Raw genomic sequence first — 20,639 nt, forward strand, 5'->3', positions numbered from 1 at the left:
ACCCGAGACGTGAGGTTTCGGGTGCATTGTTTTGAAAGGGAATGCGATGAGCAAGCGCGAATCCGCGAAATACAAGATCGACCGCCGTCTCGGCGAAAACATCTGGGGCCGCCCGAAGTCCCCGGTCAACAAGCGTGAGTACGGCCCCGGCCAGCACGGCCAGCGCCGCAAGGGCAAGATGTCCGACTTCGGCCTGCAGCTGCGTGCCAAGCAGAAGCTGAAGGGGCACTACGGCGACGTTTCGGAAAAGCAGTTCCGTAAGACCTATGAAGAGGCCAACCGCCGCAAGGGCGATACCTCCGAGAATCTGATCGGCCTGCTGGAATCGCGTCTCGACGCCGTCGTCTACCGCGCCAAGTTCGTGCCGACGATCTTCGCCGCGCGCCAGTTCATCAATCACGGCCATGTCAACGTCAACGGCCGCCGCACCAACATCGGCTCGTACCGCTGCAAGCCAGGCGACGTCATCGAGGTGCGCGAGAAGTCCAAGCAGCTCGTCATCGTGCTGGAATCGGTCCAGCTCGCCGAGCGCGACGTGCCCGACTACATCGAGGTCGATCACAACAAGATGGTCGCCACCTACCAGCGCGTTCCCGGCCTTGCCGACGTGCCGTTCGCCGTCCAGATGGAACCGAACCTGGTGGTCGAGTTCTACTCGCGCTGATCCTATCCGCAGCGAGACATATCGAAGGCCGCCTCCGGGCGGCCTTTTCTTTGCGCGCCTGCTCGGTTAAGCCGTCCCTACTCATATTTTCGGGCTGCCGATCATGAACATCCATGCAGACGCCATGACCGAACTTTCGGAGCCGGAAGGCGGCTGTCATCCGCTTTTCCGTGAAGCGCCGTCCTCGGTCGAGTTCAACAAGCTGCGCAAGCGGCTGCTGCGCCACGCACGCCAGGCCATCGAGGATTTCGCTATGGTCGAGCCGGGCCAGCGCTGGCTGGTGGCGCTGTCGGGGGGTAAGGATTCCTACGGCCTGCTGGCGCTGCTGCTCGAGCTGAAATGGCGCGGCCTGCTGCCGGTCGACCTGCTCGCCTGCAACCTCGACCAGGGTCAGCCGAATTTCCCGAAACATATTCTGCCGGAATACCTGACGGCCAACGGCATCGCCCACCGCATCGAATACCGCGACACCTATTCGATCGTCACCGATAAGCTGCCGGACAACAGCACTTACTGCTCGCTGTGCTCGCGGCTCAGGCGCGGCCATCTCTACCGCATCGCGCGGGAGGAAGGCTGTTCGGCGCTGGTGCTCGGCCACCACCGCGAGGATATTCTCGAAACCTTTTTCATGAACCTGTTCCACGGAGGCCGGCTGGCCGCCATGCCGCCGAAACTGCTCAACGACGAGGGCGACGTGCTGGTGCTGAGGCCGCTTTCCTATTGTGCGGAATCGGATCTGGAGAAATTCGCAGCCGGCATGCGCTTTCCCATCATCCCCTGCGACCTGTGCGGCTCGCAGGACGGCCTTCAGCGCAACGTCATGAAGGCGATGCTGGACGACATCGAAAAGAAGATGCCTGGTCGCAAGGACACCATGATCCGCGCGCTGACCAACGTGCGGCCATCGCACCTGCTCGACCGCAAGCTGTTCGATTTCGCGGCGCTGGCTAAAGCATGATGCCGAAAAGTTGCAGACTTTTCGGAAAACAGCATGCTTCAAAAACAAAGGGCTAGAGCGAAATGCCGGTTCAGGGAAACGGCATTTCGCTCTAAGGAGCCGGACCTGACCTGACCGCGCGCCGGCTTCCTACTCGCTGAAGCCGCCGGGCGTGACCGGGGGGTTGTGCGCCTGGAACAGCCTGCCGCGTTCGGCCACCAGCACGGCAGCCAGCGCCGCTGCCGTGACCAGGCAGAAGCTGGCTGCCAGCGGCATCACGGTGCCGTCATAGGCCTGGCCGATGGCAGTGCCGAACACCCCGCCGACGAAGGTCTGCATGAAGCCGAGCACCGACGAGGCCGTGCCGGCGATAGCACCCAGCGGTTCCATGGCCAGGGCGTTGAAGTTGGAGCCCAGCATGGCGAAGGGAACCATCGCACAGCAGTAGATAATGATGAACAGCCACAACGGGATCGGCCCGGCCAGCGAAAGCGCCAGCCAGATCAGGCTGATGGTGAGGAACGCCAGCAGCGCGCTGTGCGAGAGCCGGCGCATGCCGATGCGCCCGACCAGTCGCGAATTGGCGAAGTTGGACACAGCGATCACGCCCGCCATGCCGGCGAAGATCAGCGGAAACAATTCGCCTACTCCGTAGAGCCCGACATAGATCTGCTGCGAGGAGGTGATGAAGCCGAACATCGCCGCGAAGATGAACGTGCTGGCCAGCGTGTAGCAGAGCGCTACACGGTTCATCAGCACGATGGCGAAGCCCTTGAGAACGGCATCGAGGGTGAACGGGCGACGGTATTCAGGGTGGAGTGTTTCGGGCAGGCGCAGCCACATCCAGCCCAGCACGGCCAATGCGCCCGCCGCCATGACCACGAAGATGAAATGCCAGCTGGCGAACAGCATGACGAACTGGCCGACGCTGGGCGCGACGATGGGCACCGCCATGAACACCATGAAGATCAGCGACATGACCTCCGCCATGCGCCGGCCCTCGAAGGTGTCGCGCACTATGGAAACGGCGATCACGCGCGTTGCCGCCGCGCCGACGCCCTGCACCAGGCGGCAGGCCAGGAGAAGCGCGAAGGTCGGCGCAACCGCCGCCGCCGCTGCCGCCACGATGTAGACGATCAGCCCGGCGACCAGCGGCGGGCGTCGGCCGAAGCGGTCCGACAGCGGGCCGAAGAACAGTTGCGCCACGCCGAAGCCGAAGATGTAGGCGGGGATGACGTATTGCCTGTGGTTCTCGTTCTCGACGCCGAGCGACGCGCCGATCTCCTGCAGGCCCGGCAGCATGACGTCGACGGCGAGCGCATTGACCGCCATCAGCGCCGCGCACAGCGCGATGAACTCCCAGCGCGGAATGCGCAGCGCGCCTCGCAGCGTCTCTGGGTGCGGCGCCGGCTTCTGCTGGTCCATGGCAAATCCAGTCCCTAAATGAAAATGCGTCGGCAGGCCGACGCATTGGCTCTTGTCGGTCCCGAAAACCGGGACCGGCGGGGGTTGCCGGGTTAGGGGGCGTGCCCGGCTGTGCGCTCAGGCCGTGCTCTTGGCACTGACGCCCTTTTCCTGGAGGAAGGCCTGCAATTCGCCGGCCTGGAACATTTCGCGGATGATGTCGCAGCCGCCGACGAACTCGCCCTTGACGTAAAGCTGGGGGATGGTCGGCCAGTTGGAATAGTCCTTGATGCCCTGGCGCAACTCGTTCGAGGTCAGCACGTTGATGCCTTTGTAGTCGACGCCGACATAGTCGAGAATCTGGACGACCTGGCCGGAGAAACCGCACTGCGGGAAGCCGGGCGTGCCCTTCATGAAGAGCACCACGTCGTTGCCCTTAACTTCGCTGTCGATGTAGTCGTTGATGCCGGTCATGGAGAATCCTTTCGCCTGCGCAAGCAAGGCCATAACATGACAGTCAAATAGCCCCGCAGTCGACCCGAAACAAGCCATTTGCCGGGATGCCTTTGAAATGGCGCAAACAATGACGTGAATTGGACCAGCATCATGCGACCTGTCTCGCGCATCAAACGAACGGCCTCGATGGCATGCGCATGAGACCGCGAGTGGTCCTTGCGATCGTGGTTGGCCTGCTCGCCGTCGCGGCGGCGGTCTTCTTCTTCTGGCCGCGTCCGGCCCCGAAGCCGCCGCTGGTGGTCGGCGAACTGCCGCCGTTCTGCCACGACCTGAGCTTCGAGGGTGTCGTCCATGCGGTGTGCGAAGTCGATCCGAAGGGCTACGCGGTTTTCGTCGCCCGCGCCGATGCGGGCGGCAAGCCCTATGGCTCGATCCAGGCGTTCGACAAGGCGGTTGCCGCGAAGGGAGCGGCGGTGCAGCTCGCGATGAACGCCGGCATGTATCACGAGGGGCTCGGGCCGGTCGGCCTGTTCGTCGAGGCCGGCCGGCAGGAGACGCCGCTCAATCAGGCGGACGGGGAGGGGAATTTCTTCCTCAAGCCGAACGGCGTGTTCTTCGTGCGCAAGGACGGCAGCGCCGGCGTGATGGAAACAGCCGCCTATGAGGCCGCGCATCCCGAGGGCGACCCTGACATCGCCTACGCCACGCAATCCGGGCCGATGCTGGTGATCGACGGCAAGATCCACCCGCGCTTCGAGCCGGACGGCACCTCACGCTTCATCCGCAACGGGGCGGGTGTGCGCGGCGACGGCACCGTGGTACTGGCCATCTCGCGCCAGCCGGTCAGCCTCGGCTCCTTCGCGCGGCTGTTCAAGGATGAGCTTGCCTGCCCGAACGCCCTGTTCCTCGACGGCGCGATTTCGACCCTGTCGGACGGCGACCGCATCCTTGTCGGCGGCAAGGACCCGGTCGGGCCGATCCTGGCGGTCAGGAAGAGGTAAACACTTCTTCCTTCTCCCCGTTCACGGGGAGAAGGTGGCCCGAAGGGCCGGATGAGGGGCGGAGCCGGCTTGCCGAGGTTGGCGCTGCCCCTCACCCTGCTTCGCTCGCAAGCTCGCTTTGCTTCCCTCTCCCCGTAAACGGGGCGAGGGCAAGGCGCTACTCCGGCACGCTGGTCTGCAAGGCCAGCGCGTGCAGCACACCGCCCATATTGCCTTTCAGCGCGTCGTAGACCATCTGGTGCTGCTGCACGCGGCTTTTGCCGCGAAAGCTCTCGGCCACTACTTCGGCGGCGTAGTGGTCGCCGTCGCCGGCGAGATCGCGGATCGTCACCCGTGCGTCCGGGATGCCCTGTTTGATGAGCCGTTCGATGTCGTGGGCGTCCATGGCCATGGTGCTGTCCTCGTTCAGGTCCCCATGAAGCGAGGAAACCAGGATTCGTGCGCGGTGGTCAATTCAGCCACAGATATGGCACGCGCCTCGCCGAGTTTCAAATCGCGCCCGCCGGTGGAGCCGATCCACGGCGCGAAGATGCCGAGCGCCTTGGCTTCGTTCCAGACGGCGTCGATTTCTTCCTCATGCGGGTCGAGGGCGAGCGTCACGAGATAGCGCCCCTGATCCTCGCCGAACCAGACCGGGATCGGATCGAGATCGACAAGGCCGGGGACGGTCGCACCGATCCCCGACGCCATCGCCATCTCGGCCAGCGCCACGGCCAGTCCGCCGTCGGAAACGTCGTGGCAGGCGGTGACGACGCCCGAGGCGATCAGCTTGCGCACGAAATCGCCGACCTTTTTCTCATGGGCGAGATCGACCGGCGGCGGCGGGCCTTCGGCGCGGCCGTGGATGTCGCGCAGGTAGACGGACTGGCCGAGATGCGTGCCCCATTCTGCCGGTGCGCCGACGAGCAGGATCGGCTGGTTTTCGGCGGCAAAGCCGATGCGGGCCATCTTGCCCCAGTCGGCCAGCAGGCCGACGCCGCCGATGGTGGGGGTGGGCAGGATTCCCTGGCCGTTCGTCTCGTTGTAGAGCGAGACGTTGCCCGACACGATCGGGAAATTGAGTGCCCGGCAGGCCTCACCGATGCCTTCGATGGCCTTGACGAACTGGCCCATGTTTTCGGGCCGTTCGGGATTGCCGAAATTGAGGTTATCGGTGGCCGCCAAGGGCAAGGCGCCTGTCGCCGTCAGGTTGCGCCAGCATTCGGCCACCGCCTGTTTGCCGCCTTCGTAAGGATCGGCCTCGCAGTAGCGCGGCGTCACGTCGGAGGAAAAGGCCAGCGCCTTGGTGGCGTGACCGTCGACGCGCACCACGCCGGCGTCGCCGCCAGGCCGTTGCAGCGAATTGCCCTGGATGAGGGTGTCGTACTGTTCCCAAACCCAGCGGCGCGAGGAAAGGTCGTGGCTGGAAAGCAGCTTCAGCAGGGTGTCCGCGACGTCCGCATGCGGCACGTCGCCGGCCTTCAGCGCTGCCGGCTTCTTCGGCTCGACCCATGGCCGGTCGTATTCCGGCGCCTGGTCGCCGAGGTCCTTGATCGGCAGGTCGGCGACTTCTTCGCCTTGATGCAGGACGCGAAAGCGCAGGTCGTCCGTGGTGCGGCCGACGATGGCGAAGTCCAGCCCCCACTTGACGAAGATCGCCTCGGCTTCCTTTTCCTTCTCGGGGCGCAGCACCATGAGCATGCGCTCCTGGCTTTCCGACAGCATCATCTCGTAGGCCGACATGCGCTCTTCGCGCACCGGCACCTTGTCGAGGTCGAGTTCGATGCCGAGGTCGCCCTTCGCGCCCATCTCCACCGCCGAGCAGGTCAGCCCCGCAGCGCCCATGTCCTGGATGGCGATGACGGCGCCCGAGGCCATCAGTTCGAGGCAGGCTTCCAGCAGGCACTTTTCGGTGAAGGGATCGCCCACCTGCACGGTCGGGCGTTTTTCCTCGATCGAGTCGTCGAATTCGGCCGAAGCCATGGTGGCGCCGCCGACGCCGTCGCGGCCGGTCTTGGCGCCGAGATAGACGACCGGCAAGCCGACGCCTTCCGCCTTGGAATAGAAGATGGCGTCGGTCTTCGCGATGCCGGCGGCGAAGGCGTTGACGAGGATGTTGCCATTGTAGCGGGCGTCGAAATTGACCTCGCCGCCGACCGTCGGCACGCCGAAGGAATTGCCGTAGCCGCCGACGCCGGACACCACGCCGGCAACCAGATGCCGGGTCTTAGGATGGCCTGGATCGCCGAAACGCAGCGCGTTCATCGCCGCCACGGGCCGCGCGCCCATGGTGAAGACGTCGCGCAGGATGCCGCCGACGCCGGTCGCCGCACCCTGGTAGGGTTCGATGTAGGAGGGGTGGTTGTGGCTCTCCATCTTGAAGATGACGGCCTCGCCGTCGCCGATGTCGACCACGCCGGCGTTCTCGCCCGGTCCCTGGATCACGACTTCGCCCTTGGTCGGCAGCGTGCGCAGCCATTTCTTCGAGGACTTGTAGGAACAGTGTTCGTTCCACATGGCCGAGAAGATGCCGAGTTCGGTGAAGCTCGGTTCGCGGCCGATCAGGTCGAGGATGCGCTGGTATTCGTCTGGCTTCAGCCCGTGCGCGGCAATCAGTTCGGGCGTGATCGTGACGGTGTTGGAAGTGGTCATCGGTGGCGGCGGCTCCGAAAGCGCGTGTCGAGGTCGCTATAGCCGATGCGCCGCGATCTTACACCCCATGAAAGCCGGGGAATCGGCCGAAAATCACAGGCGCGGCGGTTCCGTCAGCCGAAGCTCTCGTAGCCGGCGCGGCCTTCGTCGAGCAGGCGGCGGATCACGCCGATGCCGGCTTCGACCTGCTCGCGCCGGTGCGGCTGAGAGATGCCGAAGCGGATGCGGTGGAAGACCTTTTCCGAGCGGCCGGCCTTGAACTCGTCCTCGTCGTCGATGAGCACGCCGTTCTGCCGGGCCGCGTTCTTGAACGTGCCAGAAAGCCAGGGCTCGGGCAGTGTCAGCCAGACGAAGGGAACCCGCGCGTGGCTGTTGAACCTGAAGCCGGCGAGCCTGTCGCGCACCATCGCCGTGCGCGCCTCGATCTCGGCGAGGATCTGCGTGCGGATTTCGGCGGCGCGGCCTGACAGCACCAGCCGGGAGCACAGTTCCGCTGACAGGAAGGGCAGGCCGCCGGTCAGCATCTTGTGGGCGACGCGGATGCGGTGCCGGTAGGCGGGCGGGCACGACAGCCAGCCGCCGCGCACGCCCGCCGCCACCGACTTCGACAGGCCGCCGGCGACGATGGCGCGCTCAGGTGCATATTCGGCCAGAAGCGGCGTCGTATCGCCTGTCATGGCGCCGTAGAGATCGTCCTCGATCAGAAGCACGTTGTGCTCGCGCGCGATGTGGGCGATCTCCTGCCGCCGCGCGGCCGACAGCGTGGCGAGCGTCGGGTTCTGCATCGTCGGCATCAGGAAGATCATCTTCGGATGCTTCTGCGCGCAGACATGGGCGAAATCCTCGGGGTCGAGGCCTTCGCCGTCGGCCGCGACCAGCGCCACCCGGCGACCGATCAGTCCGGCGCTGCGGGCGATCTGCGAATAGGTCAGGTGCTCGAAGGCGATGGTGTCGCCGGGTGCGGTCAGCGCCGAGATAGCGGAAATGACGCCGGCATGGGTGCCGAGCGTCGGCACGATCGTATCCGGGGCAGGGCGGAAATCGTTGCGCGCCAGCCAGCGGCTGCCGGCTTCGAACCAGCGTTCGGGGAAGTCGCGCGTATAGCTGGAAATCTCTGAGGGATGGTCGGTCGCGATGCGTGCCAGCAATTCGCCGACGGCGACGCCCTGGCCGATGTCCGGCGCGGCCGTGCTGTCGAAGCGCAGCTTGTCGGGTGGCGCTTCGAAACCGCGCGTGCCTTCATAGGACAGGGGCGCCGTCTCGATGCCGGGTTGAGCGTCGTCGTGCCGCTTCAGGACATAGGTGCCGCGGCCGACCTCGCCGCTGACCAGCCCGCGCTCGCGCAGCAACTGGTAGGCGCGCCCCACCGTGCCGACCGTCGCGCCGATGTCGTAGGCGAGGTCGCGCTGCGGCGGCAGCTTGAAGCCGGCCGGCATCGTGCCCCGGTCGATGCCGGATTCGATGCGATCCGCCAGCCGCTGGTAGAGCGGGCCGGGACCGGAAAGGTCGGAAAACCAATTTGTCATGGTGACAATTTTCTACATTGCACCGTTTTGAAAGTCAATTCATAGAGATTGCACCCCGGTAGCTTGATCAATCCAGGTGCAATCATGAAGACAATCGATGCAATCATCACGGATTCTGATGGTTTGCGGTTCCTGCCGCCGCGCGCCTCCTTCGTCAGGCGCATCACGGTTGTCATTCGTTCGCTCTACGCTTGGCTCGACTACCTGGCGGATCGCCGGCGCAGCCGCCTGGCGCTGCTCGAAATGACCGACGAACAGCTCAAGGACATCGGCATTTCCCGCGCCGACGCCTATCGCGAGGGTATTCGCCCTCCCTGGGAATGATTGATCGCGGCGCGCTTCAGGCGGCAGTGCCGCAGTCGCCGGAGCCGGTCTGCCAGCGGGCGATGTCGGCGCCGATGCGGCTGCCGAGCGCGCCGTCCATCAGCGGGCCGTAGACGTCGACGCGGCTGGAATTGCCGCTCGCCTGCACCACCAGCAGCGGCTTGCCGCCGTAGTGCTTGGCCGGCACCAGCAGGAAGCGCGGCGTGCCGCCGAAATTGTTCAGTTCGTTGGCCATCTGGTACGCCCTGAAAGCTGGGTCCTTCGAGGCGATCCAGCATTTGTGCGCGGCGATCGCCACCTGCTCCATGGCCCTGAGCGATGCGCTCTTGCCACCGCCGCCGGACGCGCCGTTGTAGGACTTGGACTGGCAGGCGGCCAGCGCGAGGCCGGACAGGGCGACGAGGGCGCAGGTGGCGGCAAGGCGGATCGTCATGCTCTCATCCGTCGATTCGGGTTCAGCTTGCAGCAGGATTTCAGACTTTTCCGCGCCGCGCCAGCGGCTCGCAAGCCACGGCGTCAGGCCGCCAGCCCCAGCGCGCCCTCGAACAGCGCGCGCCCGTCGCTGCCGCCGTGTGCCGCCTCGATCAGGTTTTCCGGGTGCGGCATCAGGCCGAGCACGTTGCCCTTGGCCGAGACGATGCCGGCGATGTCGTTGACCGAGCCGTTCGGGTTGGTGCCCTCGGCATAGCGGAATACCACCTGGCCTTCGCCTTCGATGCGCGCCAGCGTTTCGGCGTCGGCGAAATAGTTGCCGTCGTGATGCGCCACAGGACAGCGGATGACCTGATGTTGCCGATAGCCGCGGGTGAACGCCGTGTTGGCATTGGCGATCTGAAGCTTCACCTCGCGGCAGACGAATTTCAGCGAGGCGTTGCGCATCAACGCGCCGGGCAGCAGGCCGGCCTCGACGAGGATCTGGAAGCCGTTGCAGACGCCGACGACCATGACGCCCTTGGCCGCCTTCTCCGCCACCGCGCGCATGACCGGCGAGCGCGCCGCGATCGCCCCGCAGCGCAGGTAGTCGCCGAAGGAGAAGCCGCCGGGAATGGCGATCAGGTCGACGTCGGGGATTTCCGTGTCGGTCTGCCACACGGTCGCGGGTGCGGCGCCGGAAATCTTGGTCAGCGCCGCGATCATGTCGCGGTCGCGGTTGAGGCCGGGAAGGAGGACGACGGCGGATTTCATTTGGGCGGCTCGTATGGGGTCTGGGATTTCTCGGCCAGTTCGCGCAGGTCGAGGCGATGTTCTATGCGTTCGAGGCGTTCGTCGTGGCGGGCAAGGACGCCGTAGATGTTATGAATATCGTTCTGCATGCCCATCTGGTTGAGCCGCAGCGAAACGATTTCATGTCGGATCTCACCGATGCCGGCATCGATCTTGTCGAGTCTGCCCTGAATGCTTTTGAGGATTTCGTAGATCAGATCGCCATCGACTTCCGCCATCCTACCCTCCGGTACAACCTCAGGTAATGGCTACACTATAATTCTCAATCACCGTATTCGCCAGAAGCTTGTCGCACATGGCCTTGAGGTCGGCTTCGGCCTGTGTCCTGTCGGCGCCATCGATCTCGATGTCGAACACCTTGCCTTGCCTGACGGCGCCGACGCCGCCGAAGCCGAGGCCGGTCAGCGCGTGCTCGATCGCCTTGCCCTGCGGGTCGAGGACACCGGTCTTGAGGGTTACGGTAACGCGGGCCTTGATCACGCGGTGGGTCCTCAGTGCTTGGTGGTCTTGGGGTCGCTGGAGGAGACCAGCACCGGGCCGGTCGGGCGCGGCGGCTCGTTCTCGTTCATGATGCCGAGGCGGCGCGCCACTTCCTGATAGGCTTCGACCAGCCCGCCCATGTCGCGGCGGAAGCGGTCCTTGTCGAGCTTGTCCTGCGTGGCGACGTCCCACAGCCGGCAGGAATCCGGGGAAATCTCGTCTGCGACGACGATGCGCATCATGTCGCCCTCGAACAGACGGCCGCATTCGATCTTGAAGTCGACGAGCTGGATGCCGACGCCGAGAAACAGGCCGGAGAGGAAGTCGTTGACGCGGATGGCCAGCGCCATGATGTCGTCGATTTCCTGCGGGCTCGCCCAGCCGAAGGCGGTGATATGCTCTTCCGACACCATCGGGTCGTCGAGCGCGTCGGCCTTGTAATAGAATTCGATGATCGAGCGCGGCAGCACCGTGCCTTCCTCGATGCCGAGGCGCTTGGCCAGCGAGCCGGCGGCGACGTTGCGCACCACCACTTCCAGCGGGATGATCTCGACTTCCTTGATCAACTGCTCGCGCATGTTGAGGCGGCGGATGAAATGGGTCGGGATGCCCATGCGGTTGAGATGGTTGAAGATGTGCTCGGAAATGCGGTTGTTGAGCACGCCCTTGCCGTCCACCACTTCGTGTTTCTTCTTGTTGAAGGCGGTGGCGTCGTCCTTGAAGAACTGGATCAGCGTTCCCGGCTCCGGTCCTTCGTAAAGGATCTTGGCCTTGCCTTCGTAGATGCGGCGGCGTGACTTCATGGGGTGTTTTCTCTGGCTGGAAGGGCAGGCGTCAAGCGACCGGTCCCTTTCTTGCGCGCATGATGCGGCGTGGGAGGTTTCAATCGCGGTCCTACCTCAATCGCAGCCTTTGCTCAATGAGCAATACGGCCAATCAACCGATTTGAAACCGGAATGTCGCGGTGCAGCATGGGAGCTTGCATATTGACCGATCCGCGCCCATTTGGTTTGTGCTCGGCGACGACATATTCACCGGCGATGACTCGCTTTTCCACCGGAGGGAATGCCATGACCAGCATGAAGGACCGCCAGGAAGGCTTCGAGCGCAAGTTCGCGCTCGATGAGGAACAGAAATTCCGGGCAGTGGCCCGCCGCAACAAGGCGCTCGGCCTGTGGGCTGCGGAAAAACTCGGCAAGACCGGCGCCGACGCCGACGCCTATGCCAAGGAAGTGGTCAATTCCGATTTCGAGGAAGCCGGCGACCACGACGTTTTCCGCAAGATCCGCAAGGATTTCGACGCCGCCGGCGTCGACCAGTCGGACCACCAGATCCGCCGCACCATGGACGAGTTGATGGCGGCCGCGGCCGAGCAGGTGAAGAACGCCGATTGATCGGACGCTTCTCGTGGACCAATCGACCGCCCGGCTTTCCGGGCGGTTTTTCTTTGCCTTTCGAGGCATTTCCGGCTGAAACTGGATTCAGCCAATGAGGATGGACTGATGTCGCTGAGAACGCGCCTGGAGGCTGACGAAACCCTGATTTCCGCTTGGTCCGGCGTGCCGGACGCGCTGACGGTGGAGATCGTCGCCAGGCAGGGCTTCGACTGCGTCACGCTCGACATGCAGCACGGCGGCCATAACGAGGACAGCGTGCTGCGCTCCATCGCCCCGGTCCTGGCAGTGGACAAGCCGGCGATCGTGCGCATCCCGGTCGGCCGCTTCGACATGGCCAGCCGCGCGCTGGATTTCGGCGCCGAGGCGGTCATCGCCCCGATGATCAATTCGGTCGCCGACGCCAGGGCCTTCGCCGAATCGATGAAGTATCCGCCGCTGGGCGGGCGCTCCTGGGGGCCGACCTACGCCTTTCCGCGCCATGGCAAGGGCGACTACGCCGAATGGCTGGCGACGAGCAATACTCGCACGCTGGCCTTCGCCATGATCGAGACGCGCGCCGCGCTCGACGCGCTGGACGGCATTTTGGCCACGCCCGGCATCGACGGCATCTTCCTCGGCCCGTCGGACTTCTCCATTGCCTGGACGAAGGGCGCCAAGGTGGATTCGACGCTCGAGGACATGATGGAGACGGTCGGCGCCGTAGCGACCCGGGCGCGCGCGGCCGGCAAGCACTGTGCCATCTACATCATCGATCCGAAGATGGCCGGCCGCGCCGTCAAGATGGGCTACCGGCTGCTGGCCGGATGTTCCGAGCACGCGCTGATCGCGCTCGGCGCCAAGACCCTGATCGGCAACATCAGGGAAGCGATCGGGAAATAAGAGAGTGGCGGATAGAGGGTAGGGCTATCCCTGCTCGCTACCTTACAGCTTACTCATGAACTGCGCGAAGGTCATCGAGCCTTCCGGCCACGGTCCGTGGCCGGATTCGCTGTTGAGGTGGCCGGCCTCGCCAGCGTCGATGAACAGCGAGCCCCAAGCCGAGGCGATATCCTCGGCGACCTCGAAGGCGCAGTAGGGATCGTTGCGGCTGGCAATGGTGATCGACGGAAAGGGCAGCGGATCGCGCGGGTAGGGTCCGAATGTCATCAGGTGGCGCGGCCTGACCTCGGGATTGGCGACGTCGGGCGGCGCGACGAAGAAGGCGCCGGCCACCCTGTTGCGGAAGTGCGGCAGCGCCTGCACGACGCTCGGCACGCCGAGCGAATGCGCCACGATCACCACCGGCTTTTCGGCCTCGTTGACGGCCTTCGCCACTGTCGCCGTCCAGTCCTCGCGCACCGGCTTCGACCACTCCGCCTGCTCGACTCGGCGGGCGGTGGAGAGCTTCGCCTCCCAGCGGCTTTGCCAGTGGTCGGGGCCGGAATTGGTGTAGCCCGGCACGATGAGGATATCTGCGTCCTTGACTTTCATGGCCGGCATGTAGCGAGCCGCACCGTGGCGCGCAACCGCGTCGGTCGATGGAGCGTAGTCAAAAATGTGAACACGATGTTCGCATTTATCTATCTTGTGTGAACGATGGCGATAGACGATCTGTAGGGCAAGGAAGTGCCACATCTGGATGCGGCGCACCACACAAGCGCGGCGACGTGCGCCGCCCAAGGAGTTCATGATGAGCGAACTGCCCTTTGCCGCCACCACGCCAATCAGCGTCGCCCGCGTCGGTCTGAAGGCCCGCGAGGCCGACAAGCTGGCCGATTTCTACCGCACGATCGTCGGCCTACAGGAACTGTCGCGCGACGGTGAGACGATCACGCTGGGCTCGCCCGGCCGCCCGCTACTGGTGCTGGAGCGCGACGCCGCCGCCAAGCTGGACGATCCGCGCGCCGCGGGCCTCTTCCACACGGCCTTCCTTTTGCCCAGCCGCGCCGACCTCGGCCGCTGGATCAACCACGCCATCGCCGATCGTATCCAGATCGATGGCGCCTCCGACCATATCGTTTCCGAGGCGCTCTACCTGACCGATCCGGAAGGCAACGGCATCGAGATCTATGCCGACCGGCCGCATGAAGGCTGGGCGTGGGAAAACGGCATGGTCAAGATGGCGACCGCGCGCATGGATATACCAGGCGTTGTCGGCTCGGTACCGGAAGGCGACGCCGCCTGGCAGGGCATGCCGGAAAACACCGTCGTCGGCCATGTCCATCTGCGCGTCGGCGACCCGCGAGCGGCCGAAAGCTTCTGGAACGAGGCGTATGGCTTCGACACGGTGGCGCGCTACGGCACGCAGGCGGCCTTCATGTCGTCCGGCGGCTACCACCACCACATCGCCGGCAACACCTGGCAGAGCCCCGGCGCCGGTCGCCGCGATCCGTCCCGCAGCGGCTTGTCGTGGGTCGAGTTGCGGTCTTCGCAGGCGTCGGCGGCAAGCGAGAAGCAGGATCCATGGGGCACGCTCATCCGGCTGGTGCCAGACAAGGCCGTGGCGACGGCTGCCTGAGACCGGCCGTGCCGTCTATTTCCCGACGATGATCGTGCGCGTGTCGTCATGGCTGGCGACAGCGCTGCTGGAATAGTCCTGATAGACGAGGAAGGCGCCAAACAGCAGCGCCGCCACCACGAAGCCGCGCAGGAACCAGCCGATATGGCCGTGCCAGCCGGAAGGCTCCTGCGTATGGATCGGCACTTCTTCAGGTTCGGGCATTCGCACCGTCTTCGGCATGGGCGCTCCAGCGAAAATTCGCCATTAAACGCCGATGCGAAGCTGGCGGTTCCGCCTCAAGCTTCTCCGAACACCCGCCTGAAGATCGTATCCACATGCTTGGTGTGGTAGCCAAGGTCGAATTTCTCGCGGATTTCAGCCTCTGGAAGGGCGGCCGTGACCTCCTTGTCGGCCAGGAGTTCTTCGAGGAAATCCCTGCCCTGTTCCCACACCTTCATGGCGTTGCGCTGGACGAGCCGGTAGGCGTCCTCGCGCGACACGCCGGCCTGCGTCAGCGCCAGAAGCACGCGCTGCGAGTGAACAAGCCCGCGGAAGCGATTCAAATTCTTCAGCATATTGTCCGGATAAACCAGCAGCTTGTCGACGACGCTCGTGAGCCGCACAAGCGCGAAATCGAGCGTCACCGTCGCGTCCGGGCCGATCATGCGCTCGACCGACGAGTGCGAGATGTCGCGCTCGTGCCATAGCGCCACGTTCTCCATCGCCGGCATGGCGTAGGAGCGCACCATGCGGGCAAGGCCGGTCAGGTTCTCGGTCAGCACTGGATTGCGCTTGTGCGGCATGGCCGACGAGCCCTTCTGGCCGGGCGAGAAATATTCCTCCGCCTCCAGCACCTCGGTGCGCTGCAGATGGCGGATCTCGATGGCCAGCCGCTCGATGGACGAGGCGATGACGCCGAGCGTGGCGAAGAACATGGCGTGGCGGTCGCGCGGGATGACCTGCGTCGAGACCGGCTCCGGCTTCAGGCCGAGCTTTTTCGCGACGTGCTCTTCCACATAGGGGTCGATGTTGGCGAAGGTGCCGACCGCGCCGGAAATGGCGCAAGTGGCGATGTCCTCGCGCGCATGCACCAGTCGCTCGCGGGCGCGGGAAAATTCCGCATAGGCTTCCGCCAGCTTGACGCCGAAGGTGGTCGGCTCGGCATGGATGCCGTGGCTGCGGCCGATGGTGATCGTGTCCTTGTGCTCGAAGGCGCGGCGCTTCAGCGCCGCCAGAAGCGCGTCGATGTCGGCGAGCAGGAGGTCGCTGGCGCGGGTCAATTGCACGGCGAGGCAGGTATCCAGCACGTCCGACGAGGTCATGCCCTGATGGATGAAGCGCGCGTCCGGTCCGACGAATTCCGCCAGATGGGTGAGGAAGGCGATGACGTCGTGCTTGGTGACGCGCTCGATCTCGTCGATGCGCTCGACGTCGAAGGTCGCGGCGCCGCCCTTTTCCCAGATGGTCTTGGCCGCTTCCTTCGGGATGACGCCGAGTTCGGCCAGCGCGTCGCAGGCATGCGCCTCGATCTCAAACCAGATGCGGAAGCGCGTCTCCGGCGACCAGATGGCGACCATTTCCGGCCGGGAATAGCGTGGGATCATCGGGCGGTCCTGCCGTGTGTGGGAATTGTCGCCGCCTCCTAACAGAGCCGGGCGGATTCCTCAACGCGCATGGCGGACAAAGCGCAGGCTCATCAGCGCGCCGACGAACAGGGCGGCGAAGCCAAAGGGGAAATAAAGCCGCAGACCCAGGACGGCGAACTGGTACACCGCGCCCGCTGCCGTATGGACGAACTGGATCGCCCAGAACCGGGTTAGTGTCTCGGCATGCCATTGCGCGTAGTAGCTGCGATAGTACAGCGCGAAGAACAGGGCGGTGAAGCCGATCGTCGCCGCCGCCAGCGAGACGAAGGCGGCCGCGAAGGCAGGTTCCGCCCGCGCGCCGATGGCGAGCAGCCGGGCGACATAGAGCGCGACCGGAAAGCCGACCGCTCCGCCGCCTGCGAACAGGACAACGACGGTGCGGATCGACGCCGGCGTTTCCCAACGGTCGATGAGCAGGGCCGCAAGCGCGCTGGCGCCCATGGCGAGCCCCCACAGCAGCGCGCCGGCAAGCGCTGCCCGCCAAGGCGGCAGGGCCAGCGCGAAACGGGCGACAAGCCGCACTCCCGGATGCGGCGCGTTTTGGGAGGAAAGGATCGTCACAGGCGGCCGGTCACGGCGATCCAGCGATGGTCCGGGCCCTCGAAGCCGTATTGCCGTACCGAGATCAGCACGGCGTAGGCGCTGAGCTTGTCTTTCGAGAACGTCTGCACGCCGCCGATGCGGTAGCCGTTCGGACAGCCCCGGCTTTGCGGGATCGTCTTGTCCTCGTGCAGGACTTTCGTCCGGCCACCGTCGCTGGCGTCGATGCTGGTCAGCCGGAAGCCGTTGATCGCGCCCTGGCTGTTGCAGGTTTCCATGCCGGGCAGGTTGTTGAGAGCGACTTCTTGCAGCCGGAATTCCAGCGGCGGGTCGATGGCGGGGAAGACCGGTCGCGGGTTGACGACCATGCGGTGCGGATCGGCCGAAAGTTCGGTGATCGCGTTGAACCCGGCCGTGAAGCCGCGATTGGCTGCGAGTTCGTCTTCCTTGATGATCGCTTCGCCCTTGGCGCGTGCCTCTTTGCGGGCGTCGGCCAGCGAGGCGTTTTCGTCGTCCAGCCGCACCTTGACCGGCGTACCCTTCACGAAAGTGTCGGTCGCCGTATCGATGTAGTAGCGGTTGGCATAGGGAAAGCCGGACCCGTCCTGCACGCCGTATTCCTCAAAGGCGAAGACGCCGCCATCCTTGGAGAAACCGAGGATTTCCAACTGCGCGGCATCGCCGGCTAAGGCCGGTGCCGCCGATAGCGCGGCCAGAGCGGCGGCGAACAGGGCGGGTCGTATTTCCATGGAATCCCTCGCTTTGCCTTCATGATGGCAGGAGCCGGGCGGCAGTGCACCAGAAATATCGCTGCGGCGAAGCATCCAAACGGCCGGTCGGCCGTTTTGCGTTCCTGCCCAAACGGAGAATCGCCATGAACAGCAATATCCGCGAACATATGGAAGTGATCGGCGCCGACGGCGTGCATATCGGCACCGTCGACAGGATGGAGGGCGACCGCATCAAGCTGACCAAGGCCGACAGCGGCATGGGCTCGCACAAGGGGCATCACCATTACATTCCGGCGAGCCTCGTGGCCGGCGTCGAGGGCGACAGGGTGCGCCTGTCGGCGAACGCCGATGTTGCCGTGGACGAGTTCGAGGAGGAAGAGGGCGACCCGACGTGAGGTCCTGACGGCGAACGGCGGTCAGCCGTGGCGCCGGGACCACGCCGGCAGCAGATCGCTGGGAGCCGGCGTGGCGGCGAAGACGCCGCGTGCGATGGCCCTCGCCATGGTTGCGCCGGCGGCGGCATAGAGGTCGATCGCTTGGTCGGGCGAGGGGGCGATGCCGCTGGCCCCCGTCGCCAACGCAAAGACGAGGTCGCCGTCCATCGGCGTGTGCGCCGGCCACAGCGCCCGCGCGAAGCCGTCATGCGCCGAAATCGCCAGCCGCTTGGCGGCCGCCTTGGTCAGCACCGCGTCGGTGGCGATGACCGCGATGGTGGTGTTGGCCATCTCCTGGCGGATTTTCAGCCGGATGGCGGTGGCGTCTTCCGGCTGCGCCGCCGGCAACCCAAGCCCGCCGAACTCCGTGCCGATCTCGAAGGGCGCTGCCCAGAAGTGCCGGCTCGATCCGATCGTTGCCGAACCGACCGCGTTGACGGCGACCAGCGCGCCGAGGGTTATGCCGCTGGCCAACGCCGTCGAGGCCGAGCCGAGGCCGCCTTTCAGGCCGGCCACCAGCGCGCCGGTCCCGGCGCCGGCGCTGCCCAGCGAAAAGTCGGCAGCGGCGGCTTGCACGGCCGCATAGCCGAGTTCGCGATAGGGCGGGTAGCGGCCCCAGTCCTTGTCGCCGCCGTTGATGAGGTCGAACAGGATCGCCGCCGGCACGATGGGGATGTGGTGGCCGCCGACCTCGAAGCCTATGCCCTTTTCCCGCAAGGCCGCCTGCACGCCGGAGGCGGCGTCGAGGCCGAACGCAGACCCACCCGAAAGCACCACGGCGTTGACGGCTTCCACCGTGTTGTGCGGCTCCAGAAGGTCGGTTTCGCGCGTGCCCGGCGCGCCGCCGAGAACCTGCACGGAAGCGACGGCCGTCGTCTCGCACAGAACGGCGGTGATACCGGATTTCAGCCTGGCGTCCTCGGCGTTGCCGACCTTGAGGCCCGCGACGTCGGTGATGAGGTTCTTCGGCCCGGTGCGGAACATTACTGATTTTCCGGTTGCGGCAACGGCACAAAAGCCCCGCCTTCGAAGCGAAAGGCGCGGTAGGGGTTCTGCGTCAGGTCGCCCTTGGCGTCGAAACGGATCGACCCGATGGCGGTGGCGAAATCCTGGCCGCCGAGCACATCGGCCAAGGGGCGTCCGGCAGCCTGCGCCGCCGCCGCCTTGACGATCTGCACGGCGGCATAGACGGGCAGGGCATAGCCTTCCGGGATGACGTCGGCGGCGCTGAAGGCCTCGAGCGTATCACCATCGGCAATATCGGCCCATTCGGGCTCGGCGATCATCAGCGTGCCGTCTACATAGGGCACGTCGGACGGGGCGGCGCGCAGCGCCTCGCCCCCGGCGACGGTGATGCCGGCGTCCAGCTTGGCCGCGTCGCGCCCGAGGATCGCAACGTCGTCGCCGTCGCCGCCGACGAAAACCTGTTCGGCCCCCGCCTTCTTCAGCCGGCCGGCAAGGCCGATCTGGTTGTCCATGTCGGGTCGGTAGGTGTCGATGAAGACGGGTTTCAGCGCCGCCTGCTCGGCCGCGTTGCGCACCGTCTCGGCCAGTTCGCGGCCGTAGATGGTGCCGTCGTCGACGATGGCGAAGGGCTGCGCGCGCCAGAGTCTCGTCAGGATCGTGGCGGCCGCGTTGCGCTCGTCGTCGCCGCGCGGCGCAAGCCGGAACACCGACCAGCCGGTCTTTTCGCGCCGGTCTGTGAGACTTTCGGTGCGTACACCGACGGTGATGACCGGAATGCCGGCGTCCTTGAGGATGGGCAGGGCCGCTTCGATCGATTCCGTGCACAGGAAGCCGACGACGGCGGCGACCTTTTCGGTCGCGAACTGCTTAGCAGCCGCAACTCCGCCTTCCGCCGTGCAGGCGTCGTCAACGGTGCTGACCTGCACGCCCAGCGCCTTGGCGGCGACAGCGGTGCCGGCCTCGACCTGGCGGCCTAGCGGCGCGGATGGTCCCGACAAGGGCGCTGCCACGCCGATGGCAAGGTCCTGCGCGCCCGCAGGACCGCTCCAGGTGAGGGCGGCAGCGACGGCAAGGTTGGCGGCGGTTATGCGCATACCTGTCAGAAAGATTCCCTTCGCCGGCTGAGCCCGGTTTTCCGCGCCAGTCGTATAGGCCTGCCCCTGGCTTCGCAACTCGCGAAAGGCCACAAGCCGCCTTAACGCTTCCTTGCAGCCTATGGTGTTCACTCATACATGCGGAATAGGCCATGCCATCCGGGGTCAGCGTGGCGGGAACAGGCGACGGAATTCAATCGTGCTGAAGATGAACGACATAGGGCCTCAGGCCTATCGCGATGCCATGAGCCATTTTGCCGGCCATGTGCACGTCATCACCACCGACGGCCCCGCCGGCCGGCGCGGCACGACCGTGATCGCTGCCTGTTCGGTGTCGGATTCGCCGCCCATGGTGCTGGCCTGCCTCAACCGCGAGAACCCGCGCAACGAGCCTTTCGCCGCCAACGGCCGCTTTGCGCTCAACACACTGGCCTCGCATCACCACGATCTGGCGGCCGGCTTTTCCGGCCAGACCGGCCTGTCGTCCGAAGAGCGTTTCGCGCTGGCCGAATGGGACGTCATCTCCACCGGCGCACCGGCGCTGAAGGACGCGCTGGCCGTCTTCGACTGCGAACTGGTCGAGGCCAAGGACATGGCCACGCATCGTGTGCTTTTTGGCAAGGTGACAGGCCTGCGCCTCGGCGATAACCTGCATCCGCTGATCTATCACGACCGCGGCTATCATATCCTGTGACGTGCCCGGCC

At 65.4% G+C, this 20,639-nt stretch carries 27 protein-coding genes; 9 read left to right on the top strand and 18 right to left on the bottom strand.

Translation table 11 applies throughout. From position 1 onward, the window contains the following. The first annotated feature begins 46 nt into the window (after nucleotides 1–46). Nucleotides 47–664: a 30S ribosomal protein S4 gene (rpsD, locus tag FGU64_RS00760; protein ID WP_136360110.1), complete on the top strand. Its 618-nt coding sequence runs from the start codon at nucleotides 47–49 to the stop codon at nucleotides 662–664. A gap of 103 nt (nucleotides 665–767) precedes the next feature. Further along, a complete protein-coding gene (ttcA, locus tag FGU64_RS00765) occupies nucleotides 768–1,622 on the top strand; it encodes a tRNA 2-thiocytidine(32) synthetase TtcA (RefSeq protein ID WP_139950504.1) in 855 nt (284 codons plus the stop codon). 129 nt (nucleotides 1,623–1,751) lie between these two features. On the opposite strand, the gene FGU64_RS00770 is transcribed toward ttcA, so the two are convergent. After that, complete coding sequence (locus FGU64_RS00770) at nucleotides 1,752–3,026, bottom strand: multidrug effflux MFS transporter (RefSeq protein WP_139950505.1); 1,275 nt, start codon at nucleotides 3,024–3,026, stop codon at nucleotides 1,752–1,754. A 117-nt stretch (nucleotides 3,027–3,143) separates the two neighbouring features. Then, nucleotides 3,144–3,479, bottom strand: a complete 336-nt coding sequence (grxD, locus tag FGU64_RS00775) for a Grx4 family monothiol glutaredoxin (protein ID WP_136360107.1) — start codon at nucleotides 3,477–3,479, stop codon at nucleotides 3,144–3,146. Nucleotides 3,480–3,670: 191 nt separating this feature from the next. On the opposite strand from grxD, the gene FGU64_RS00780 reads away from it, so the two are divergent. Next, nucleotides 3,671–4,462, top strand: coding sequence for a phosphodiester glycosidase family protein (locus FGU64_RS00780; protein ID WP_246671206.1), 792 nt, complete (start codon nucleotides 3,671–3,673; stop codon nucleotides 4,460–4,462). Between the two features lie 157 nt (nucleotides 4,463–4,619). Here FGU64_RS00780 and FGU64_RS00785 read toward each other — a convergent pair whose 3' ends face one another. From FGU64_RS00785 to FGU64_RS00795, 3 genes are all read right to left on the bottom strand, one after another. Continuing rightward, entirely contained in the window at nucleotides 4,620–4,853 is a 234-nt protein-coding gene (locus FGU64_RS00785) for a BolA family transcriptional regulator (protein WP_136360105.1), read from the bottom strand. Nucleotides 4,854–4,867: 14 nt separating this feature from the next. Next, nucleotides 4,868–7,093, bottom strand: a complete 2,226-nt coding sequence (purL, locus tag FGU64_RS00790) for a phosphoribosylformylglycinamidine synthase subunit PurL (protein ID WP_139950507.1) — start codon at nucleotides 7,091–7,093, stop codon at nucleotides 4,868–4,870. A gap of 113 nt (nucleotides 7,094–7,206) precedes the next feature. After that, nucleotides 7,207–8,619, bottom strand: coding sequence for a PLP-dependent aminotransferase family protein (locus FGU64_RS00795; RefSeq protein WP_139950508.1), 1,413 nt, complete (start codon nucleotides 8,617–8,619; stop codon nucleotides 7,207–7,209). An 84-nt stretch (nucleotides 8,620–8,703) separates the two neighbouring features. On the opposite strand from FGU64_RS00795, the gene FGU64_RS00800 reads away from it, so the two are divergent. Further along, nucleotides 8,704–8,943 (top strand): DUF1127 domain-containing protein, encoded by a 240-nt coding sequence (locus tag FGU64_RS00800; RefSeq protein ID WP_139950509.1) that lies wholly within the window; start codon nucleotides 8,704–8,706, stop codon nucleotides 8,941–8,943. Between the two features lie 16 nt (nucleotides 8,944–8,959). Here FGU64_RS00800 and FGU64_RS00805 read toward each other — a convergent pair whose 3' ends face one another. From FGU64_RS00805 to FGU64_RS23155, 6 genes are all read right to left on the bottom strand, one after another. Continuing rightward, entirely contained in the window at nucleotides 8,960–9,376 is a 417-nt protein-coding gene (locus tag FGU64_RS00805; RefSeq protein WP_139950510.1) for a hypothetical protein, read from the bottom strand. Between the two features lie 83 nt (nucleotides 9,377–9,459). Further along, a complete protein-coding gene (gene purQ, locus FGU64_RS00810) occupies nucleotides 9,460–10,128 on the bottom strand; it encodes a phosphoribosylformylglycinamidine synthase subunit PurQ (protein ID WP_139950511.1) in 669 nt (222 codons plus the stop codon). Next, the gene (locus tag FGU64_RS00815) at nucleotides 10,125–10,385 is read right to left on the bottom strand and encodes a hypothetical protein (RefSeq protein WP_136360099.1); all 261 of its coding nucleotides are present in this window, start codon (nucleotides 10,383–10,385) and stop codon (nucleotides 10,125–10,127) included. The genes purQ and FGU64_RS00815 overlap by 4 nt, the downstream gene beginning before the upstream one ends. Before the next feature lie 19 nt (nucleotides 10,386–10,404). Next, nucleotides 10,405–10,647: a phosphoribosylformylglycinamidine synthase subunit PurS gene (gene purS, locus FGU64_RS00820; RefSeq protein ID WP_139950512.1), complete on the bottom strand. Its 243-nt coding sequence runs from the start codon at nucleotides 10,645–10,647 to the stop codon at nucleotides 10,405–10,407. 11 nt (nucleotides 10,648–10,658) lie between these two features. Continuing rightward, nucleotides 10,659–11,450: a phosphoribosylaminoimidazolesuccinocarboxamide synthase gene (gene purC / locus FGU64_RS00825; RefSeq protein WP_139950513.1), complete on the bottom strand. Its 792-nt coding sequence runs from the start codon at nucleotides 11,448–11,450 to the stop codon at nucleotides 10,659–10,661. Between the two features lie 113 nt (nucleotides 11,451–11,563). Then, nucleotides 11,564–11,728, bottom strand: a complete 165-nt coding sequence (locus FGU64_RS23155) for a hypothetical protein (protein ID WP_168734607.1) — start codon at nucleotides 11,726–11,728, stop codon at nucleotides 11,564–11,566. Here FGU64_RS23155 and FGU64_RS00830 point away from each other — a divergent pair. Both FGU64_RS00830 and FGU64_RS00835 read left to right on the top strand, forming a co-directional pair. After that, nucleotides 11,718–12,041 carry a DUF1476 domain-containing protein gene (locus FGU64_RS00830; protein WP_139950514.1) on the top strand — a complete coding sequence of 108 codons (324 nt, stop codon included), beginning with the start codon at nucleotides 11,718–11,720 and terminating at the stop codon, nucleotides 12,039–12,041. The genes FGU64_RS23155 and FGU64_RS00830 overlap by 11 nt on opposite strands. Before the next feature lie 108 nt (nucleotides 12,042–12,149). After that, nucleotides 12,150–12,923: an HpcH/HpaI aldolase/citrate lyase family protein gene (locus tag FGU64_RS00835; RefSeq protein WP_139950515.1), complete on the top strand. Its 774-nt coding sequence runs from the start codon at nucleotides 12,150–12,152 to the stop codon at nucleotides 12,921–12,923. A gap of 42 nt (nucleotides 12,924–12,965) precedes the next feature. On the opposite strand, the gene FGU64_RS00840 is transcribed toward FGU64_RS00835, so the two are convergent. Beyond that, nucleotides 12,966–13,514 carry an alpha/beta hydrolase gene (locus FGU64_RS00840; RefSeq protein WP_139955217.1) on the bottom strand — a complete coding sequence of 183 codons (549 nt, stop codon included), beginning with the start codon at nucleotides 13,512–13,514 and terminating at the stop codon, nucleotides 12,966–12,968. 199 nt (nucleotides 13,515–13,713) lie between these two features. On the opposite strand from FGU64_RS00840, the gene FGU64_RS00845 reads away from it, so the two are divergent. Beyond that, nucleotides 13,714–14,541 carry a VOC family protein gene (locus FGU64_RS00845; protein WP_139950516.1) on the top strand — a complete coding sequence of 276 codons (828 nt, stop codon included), beginning with the start codon at nucleotides 13,714–13,716 and terminating at the stop codon, nucleotides 14,539–14,541. Between the two features lie 15 nt (nucleotides 14,542–14,556). On the opposite strand, the gene FGU64_RS00850 is transcribed toward FGU64_RS00845, so the two are convergent. The 4 genes from FGU64_RS00850 to FGU64_RS00865 all read right to left on the bottom strand — a co-directional run bounded on the left by FGU64_RS00850 (nucleotide 14,557) and on the right by FGU64_RS00865 (nucleotide 17,458). Further along, nucleotides 14,557–14,745: a hypothetical protein gene (locus FGU64_RS00850; protein WP_139950517.1), complete on the bottom strand. Its 189-nt coding sequence runs from the start codon at nucleotides 14,743–14,745 to the stop codon at nucleotides 14,557–14,559. A 74-nt stretch (nucleotides 14,746–14,819) separates the two neighbouring features. Continuing rightward, nucleotides 14,820–16,127, bottom strand: a complete 1,308-nt coding sequence (gene purB, locus FGU64_RS00855) for an adenylosuccinate lyase (RefSeq protein ID WP_139950518.1) — start codon at nucleotides 16,125–16,127, stop codon at nucleotides 14,820–14,822. Nucleotides 16,128–16,187: 60 nt separating this feature from the next. Beyond that, a complete protein-coding gene (locus FGU64_RS00860) occupies nucleotides 16,188–16,610 on the bottom strand; it encodes a hypothetical protein (protein ID WP_139955218.1) in 423 nt (140 codons plus the stop codon). A 116-nt stretch (nucleotides 16,611–16,726) separates the two neighbouring features. Next, complete coding sequence (locus tag FGU64_RS00865) at nucleotides 16,727–17,458, bottom strand: DUF2259 domain-containing protein (protein ID WP_139950519.1); 732 nt, start codon at nucleotides 17,456–17,458, stop codon at nucleotides 16,727–16,729. Between the two features lie 125 nt (nucleotides 17,459–17,583). Here FGU64_RS00865 and FGU64_RS00870 point away from each other — a divergent pair, with 125 nt between their 5' ends. Further along, nucleotides 17,584–17,835: a DUF2171 domain-containing protein gene (locus tag FGU64_RS00870; RefSeq protein WP_136360090.1), complete on the top strand. Its 252-nt coding sequence runs from the start codon at nucleotides 17,584–17,586 to the stop codon at nucleotides 17,833–17,835. Nucleotides 17,836–17,856: 21 nt separating this feature from the next. Here FGU64_RS00870 and FGU64_RS00875 read toward each other — a convergent pair whose 3' ends face one another. Together FGU64_RS00875 and FGU64_RS00880 are read right to left on the bottom strand one after the other, a co-directional pair. Beyond that, entirely contained in the window at nucleotides 17,857–18,858 is a 1,002-nt protein-coding gene (locus tag FGU64_RS00875) for a P1 family peptidase (protein ID WP_139950520.1), read from the bottom strand. Then, on the bottom strand, nucleotides 18,858–19,934 hold the full coding sequence (locus FGU64_RS00880) for a branched-chain amino acid ABC transporter substrate-binding protein (RefSeq protein ID WP_139950521.1): 1,077 nt from the start codon (nucleotides 19,932–19,934) through the stop codon (nucleotides 18,858–18,860). The genes FGU64_RS00875 and FGU64_RS00880 overlap by 1 nt, the downstream gene beginning before the upstream one ends. A gap of 199 nt (nucleotides 19,935–20,133) precedes the next feature. On the opposite strand from FGU64_RS00880, the gene FGU64_RS00885 reads away from it, so the two are divergent. Further along, nucleotides 20,134–20,628, top strand: coding sequence for a flavin reductase (locus tag FGU64_RS00885; RefSeq protein ID WP_139950522.1), 495 nt, complete (start codon nucleotides 20,134–20,136; stop codon nucleotides 20,626–20,628). Nucleotides 20,629–20,639 lie beyond the last annotated feature (11 nt).

It is taken from the genome of Mesorhizobium sp. 8 (assembly GCF_006351905.1).
Classification (GTDB): Bacteria; Pseudomonadota; Alphaproteobacteria; order Rhizobiales; family Rhizobiaceae; genus Mesorhizobium; species Mesorhizobium composti.

Bases quoted from the DNA above. Each gene is read 5' to 3' on its own strand.
- rpsD (WP_136360110.1), top strand. From the start codon at position 47: ATGAGCAAGCGCGAATCCGCGAAATACAAGATCGACCGCCGTCTCGGC.
- ttcA (WP_139950504.1), top strand. From the start codon at position 768: ATGAACATCCATGCAGACGCCATGACCGAACTTTCGGAGCCGGAAGGC.
- FGU64_RS00770 (WP_139950505.1), bottom strand. From the start codon at position 3,026: ATGGACCAGCAGAAGCCGGCGCCGCACCCAGAGACGCTGCGAGGCGCG.
- grxD (WP_136360107.1), bottom strand. From the start codon at position 3,479: ATGACCGGCATCAACGACTACATCGACAGCGAAGTTAAGGGCAACGAC.
- FGU64_RS00785 (WP_136360105.1), bottom strand. From the start codon at position 4,853: ATGGCCATGGACGCCCACGACATCGAACGGCTCATCAAACAGGGCATC.
- purL (WP_139950507.1), bottom strand. From the start codon at position 7,093: ATGACCACTTCCAACACCGTCACGATCACGCCCGAACTGATTGCCGCG.
- FGU64_RS00795 (WP_139950508.1), bottom strand. From the start codon at position 8,619: ATGACAAATTGGTTTTCCGACCTTTCCGGTCCCGGCCCGCTCTACCAG.
- FGU64_RS00800 (WP_139950509.1), top strand. From the start codon at position 8,704: ATGAAGACAATCGATGCAATCATCACGGATTCTGATGGTTTGCGGTTC.
- FGU64_RS00805 (WP_139950510.1), bottom strand. From the start codon at position 9,376: ATGACGATCCGCCTTGCCGCCACCTGCGCCCTCGTCGCCCTGTCCGGC.
- purQ (WP_139950511.1), bottom strand. From the start codon at position 10,128: ATGAAATCCGCCGTCGTCCTCCTTCCCGGCCTCAACCGCGACCGCGAC.
- FGU64_RS00815 (WP_136360099.1), bottom strand. From the start codon at position 10,385: ATGGCGGAAGTCGATGGCGATCTGATCTACGAAATCCTCAAAAGCATT.
- purC (WP_139950513.1), bottom strand. From the start codon at position 11,450: ATGAAGTCACGCCGCCGCATCTACGAAGGCAAGGCCAAGATCCTTTAC.
- FGU64_RS00830 (WP_139950514.1), top strand. From the start codon at position 11,718: ATGACCAGCATGAAGGACCGCCAGGAAGGCTTCGAGCGCAAGTTCGCG.
- FGU64_RS23155 (WP_168734607.1), bottom strand. From the start codon at position 11,728: ATGCTGGTCATGGCATTCCCTCCGGTGGAAAAGCGAGTCATCGCCGGT.
- FGU64_RS00835 (WP_139950515.1), top strand. From the start codon at position 12,150: ATGTCGCTGAGAACGCGCCTGGAGGCTGACGAAACCCTGATTTCCGCT.
- FGU64_RS00840 (WP_139955217.1), bottom strand. From the start codon at position 13,514: ATGAAAGTCAAGGACGCAGATATCCTCATCGTGCCGGGCTACACCAAT.
- FGU64_RS00845 (WP_139950516.1), top strand. From the start codon at position 13,714: ATGAGCGAACTGCCCTTTGCCGCCACCACGCCAATCAGCGTCGCCCGC.
- FGU64_RS00850 (WP_139950517.1), bottom strand. From the start codon at position 14,745: ATGCCCGAACCTGAAGAAGTGCCGATCCATACGCAGGAGCCTTCCGGC.
- purB (WP_139950518.1), bottom strand. From the start codon at position 16,127: ATGATCCCACGCTATTCCCGGCCGGAAATGGTCGCCATCTGGTCGCCG.
- FGU64_RS00860 (WP_139955218.1), bottom strand. From the start codon at position 16,610: ATGGGCGCCAGCGCGCTTGCGGCCCTGCTCATCGACCGTTGGGAAACG.
- FGU64_RS00865 (WP_139950519.1), bottom strand. From the start codon at position 17,458: ATGGAAATACGACCCGCCCTGTTCGCCGCCGCTCTGGCCGCGCTATCG.
- FGU64_RS00870 (WP_136360090.1), top strand. From the start codon at position 17,584: ATGAACAGCAATATCCGCGAACATATGGAAGTGATCGGCGCCGACGGC.
- FGU64_RS00875 (WP_139950520.1), bottom strand. From the start codon at position 18,858: ATGTTCCGCACCGGGCCGAAGAACCTCATCACCGACGTCGCGGGCCTC.
- FGU64_RS00880 (WP_139950521.1), bottom strand. From the start codon at position 19,934: ATGCGCATAACCGCCGCCAACCTTGCCGTCGCTGCCGCCCTCACCTGG.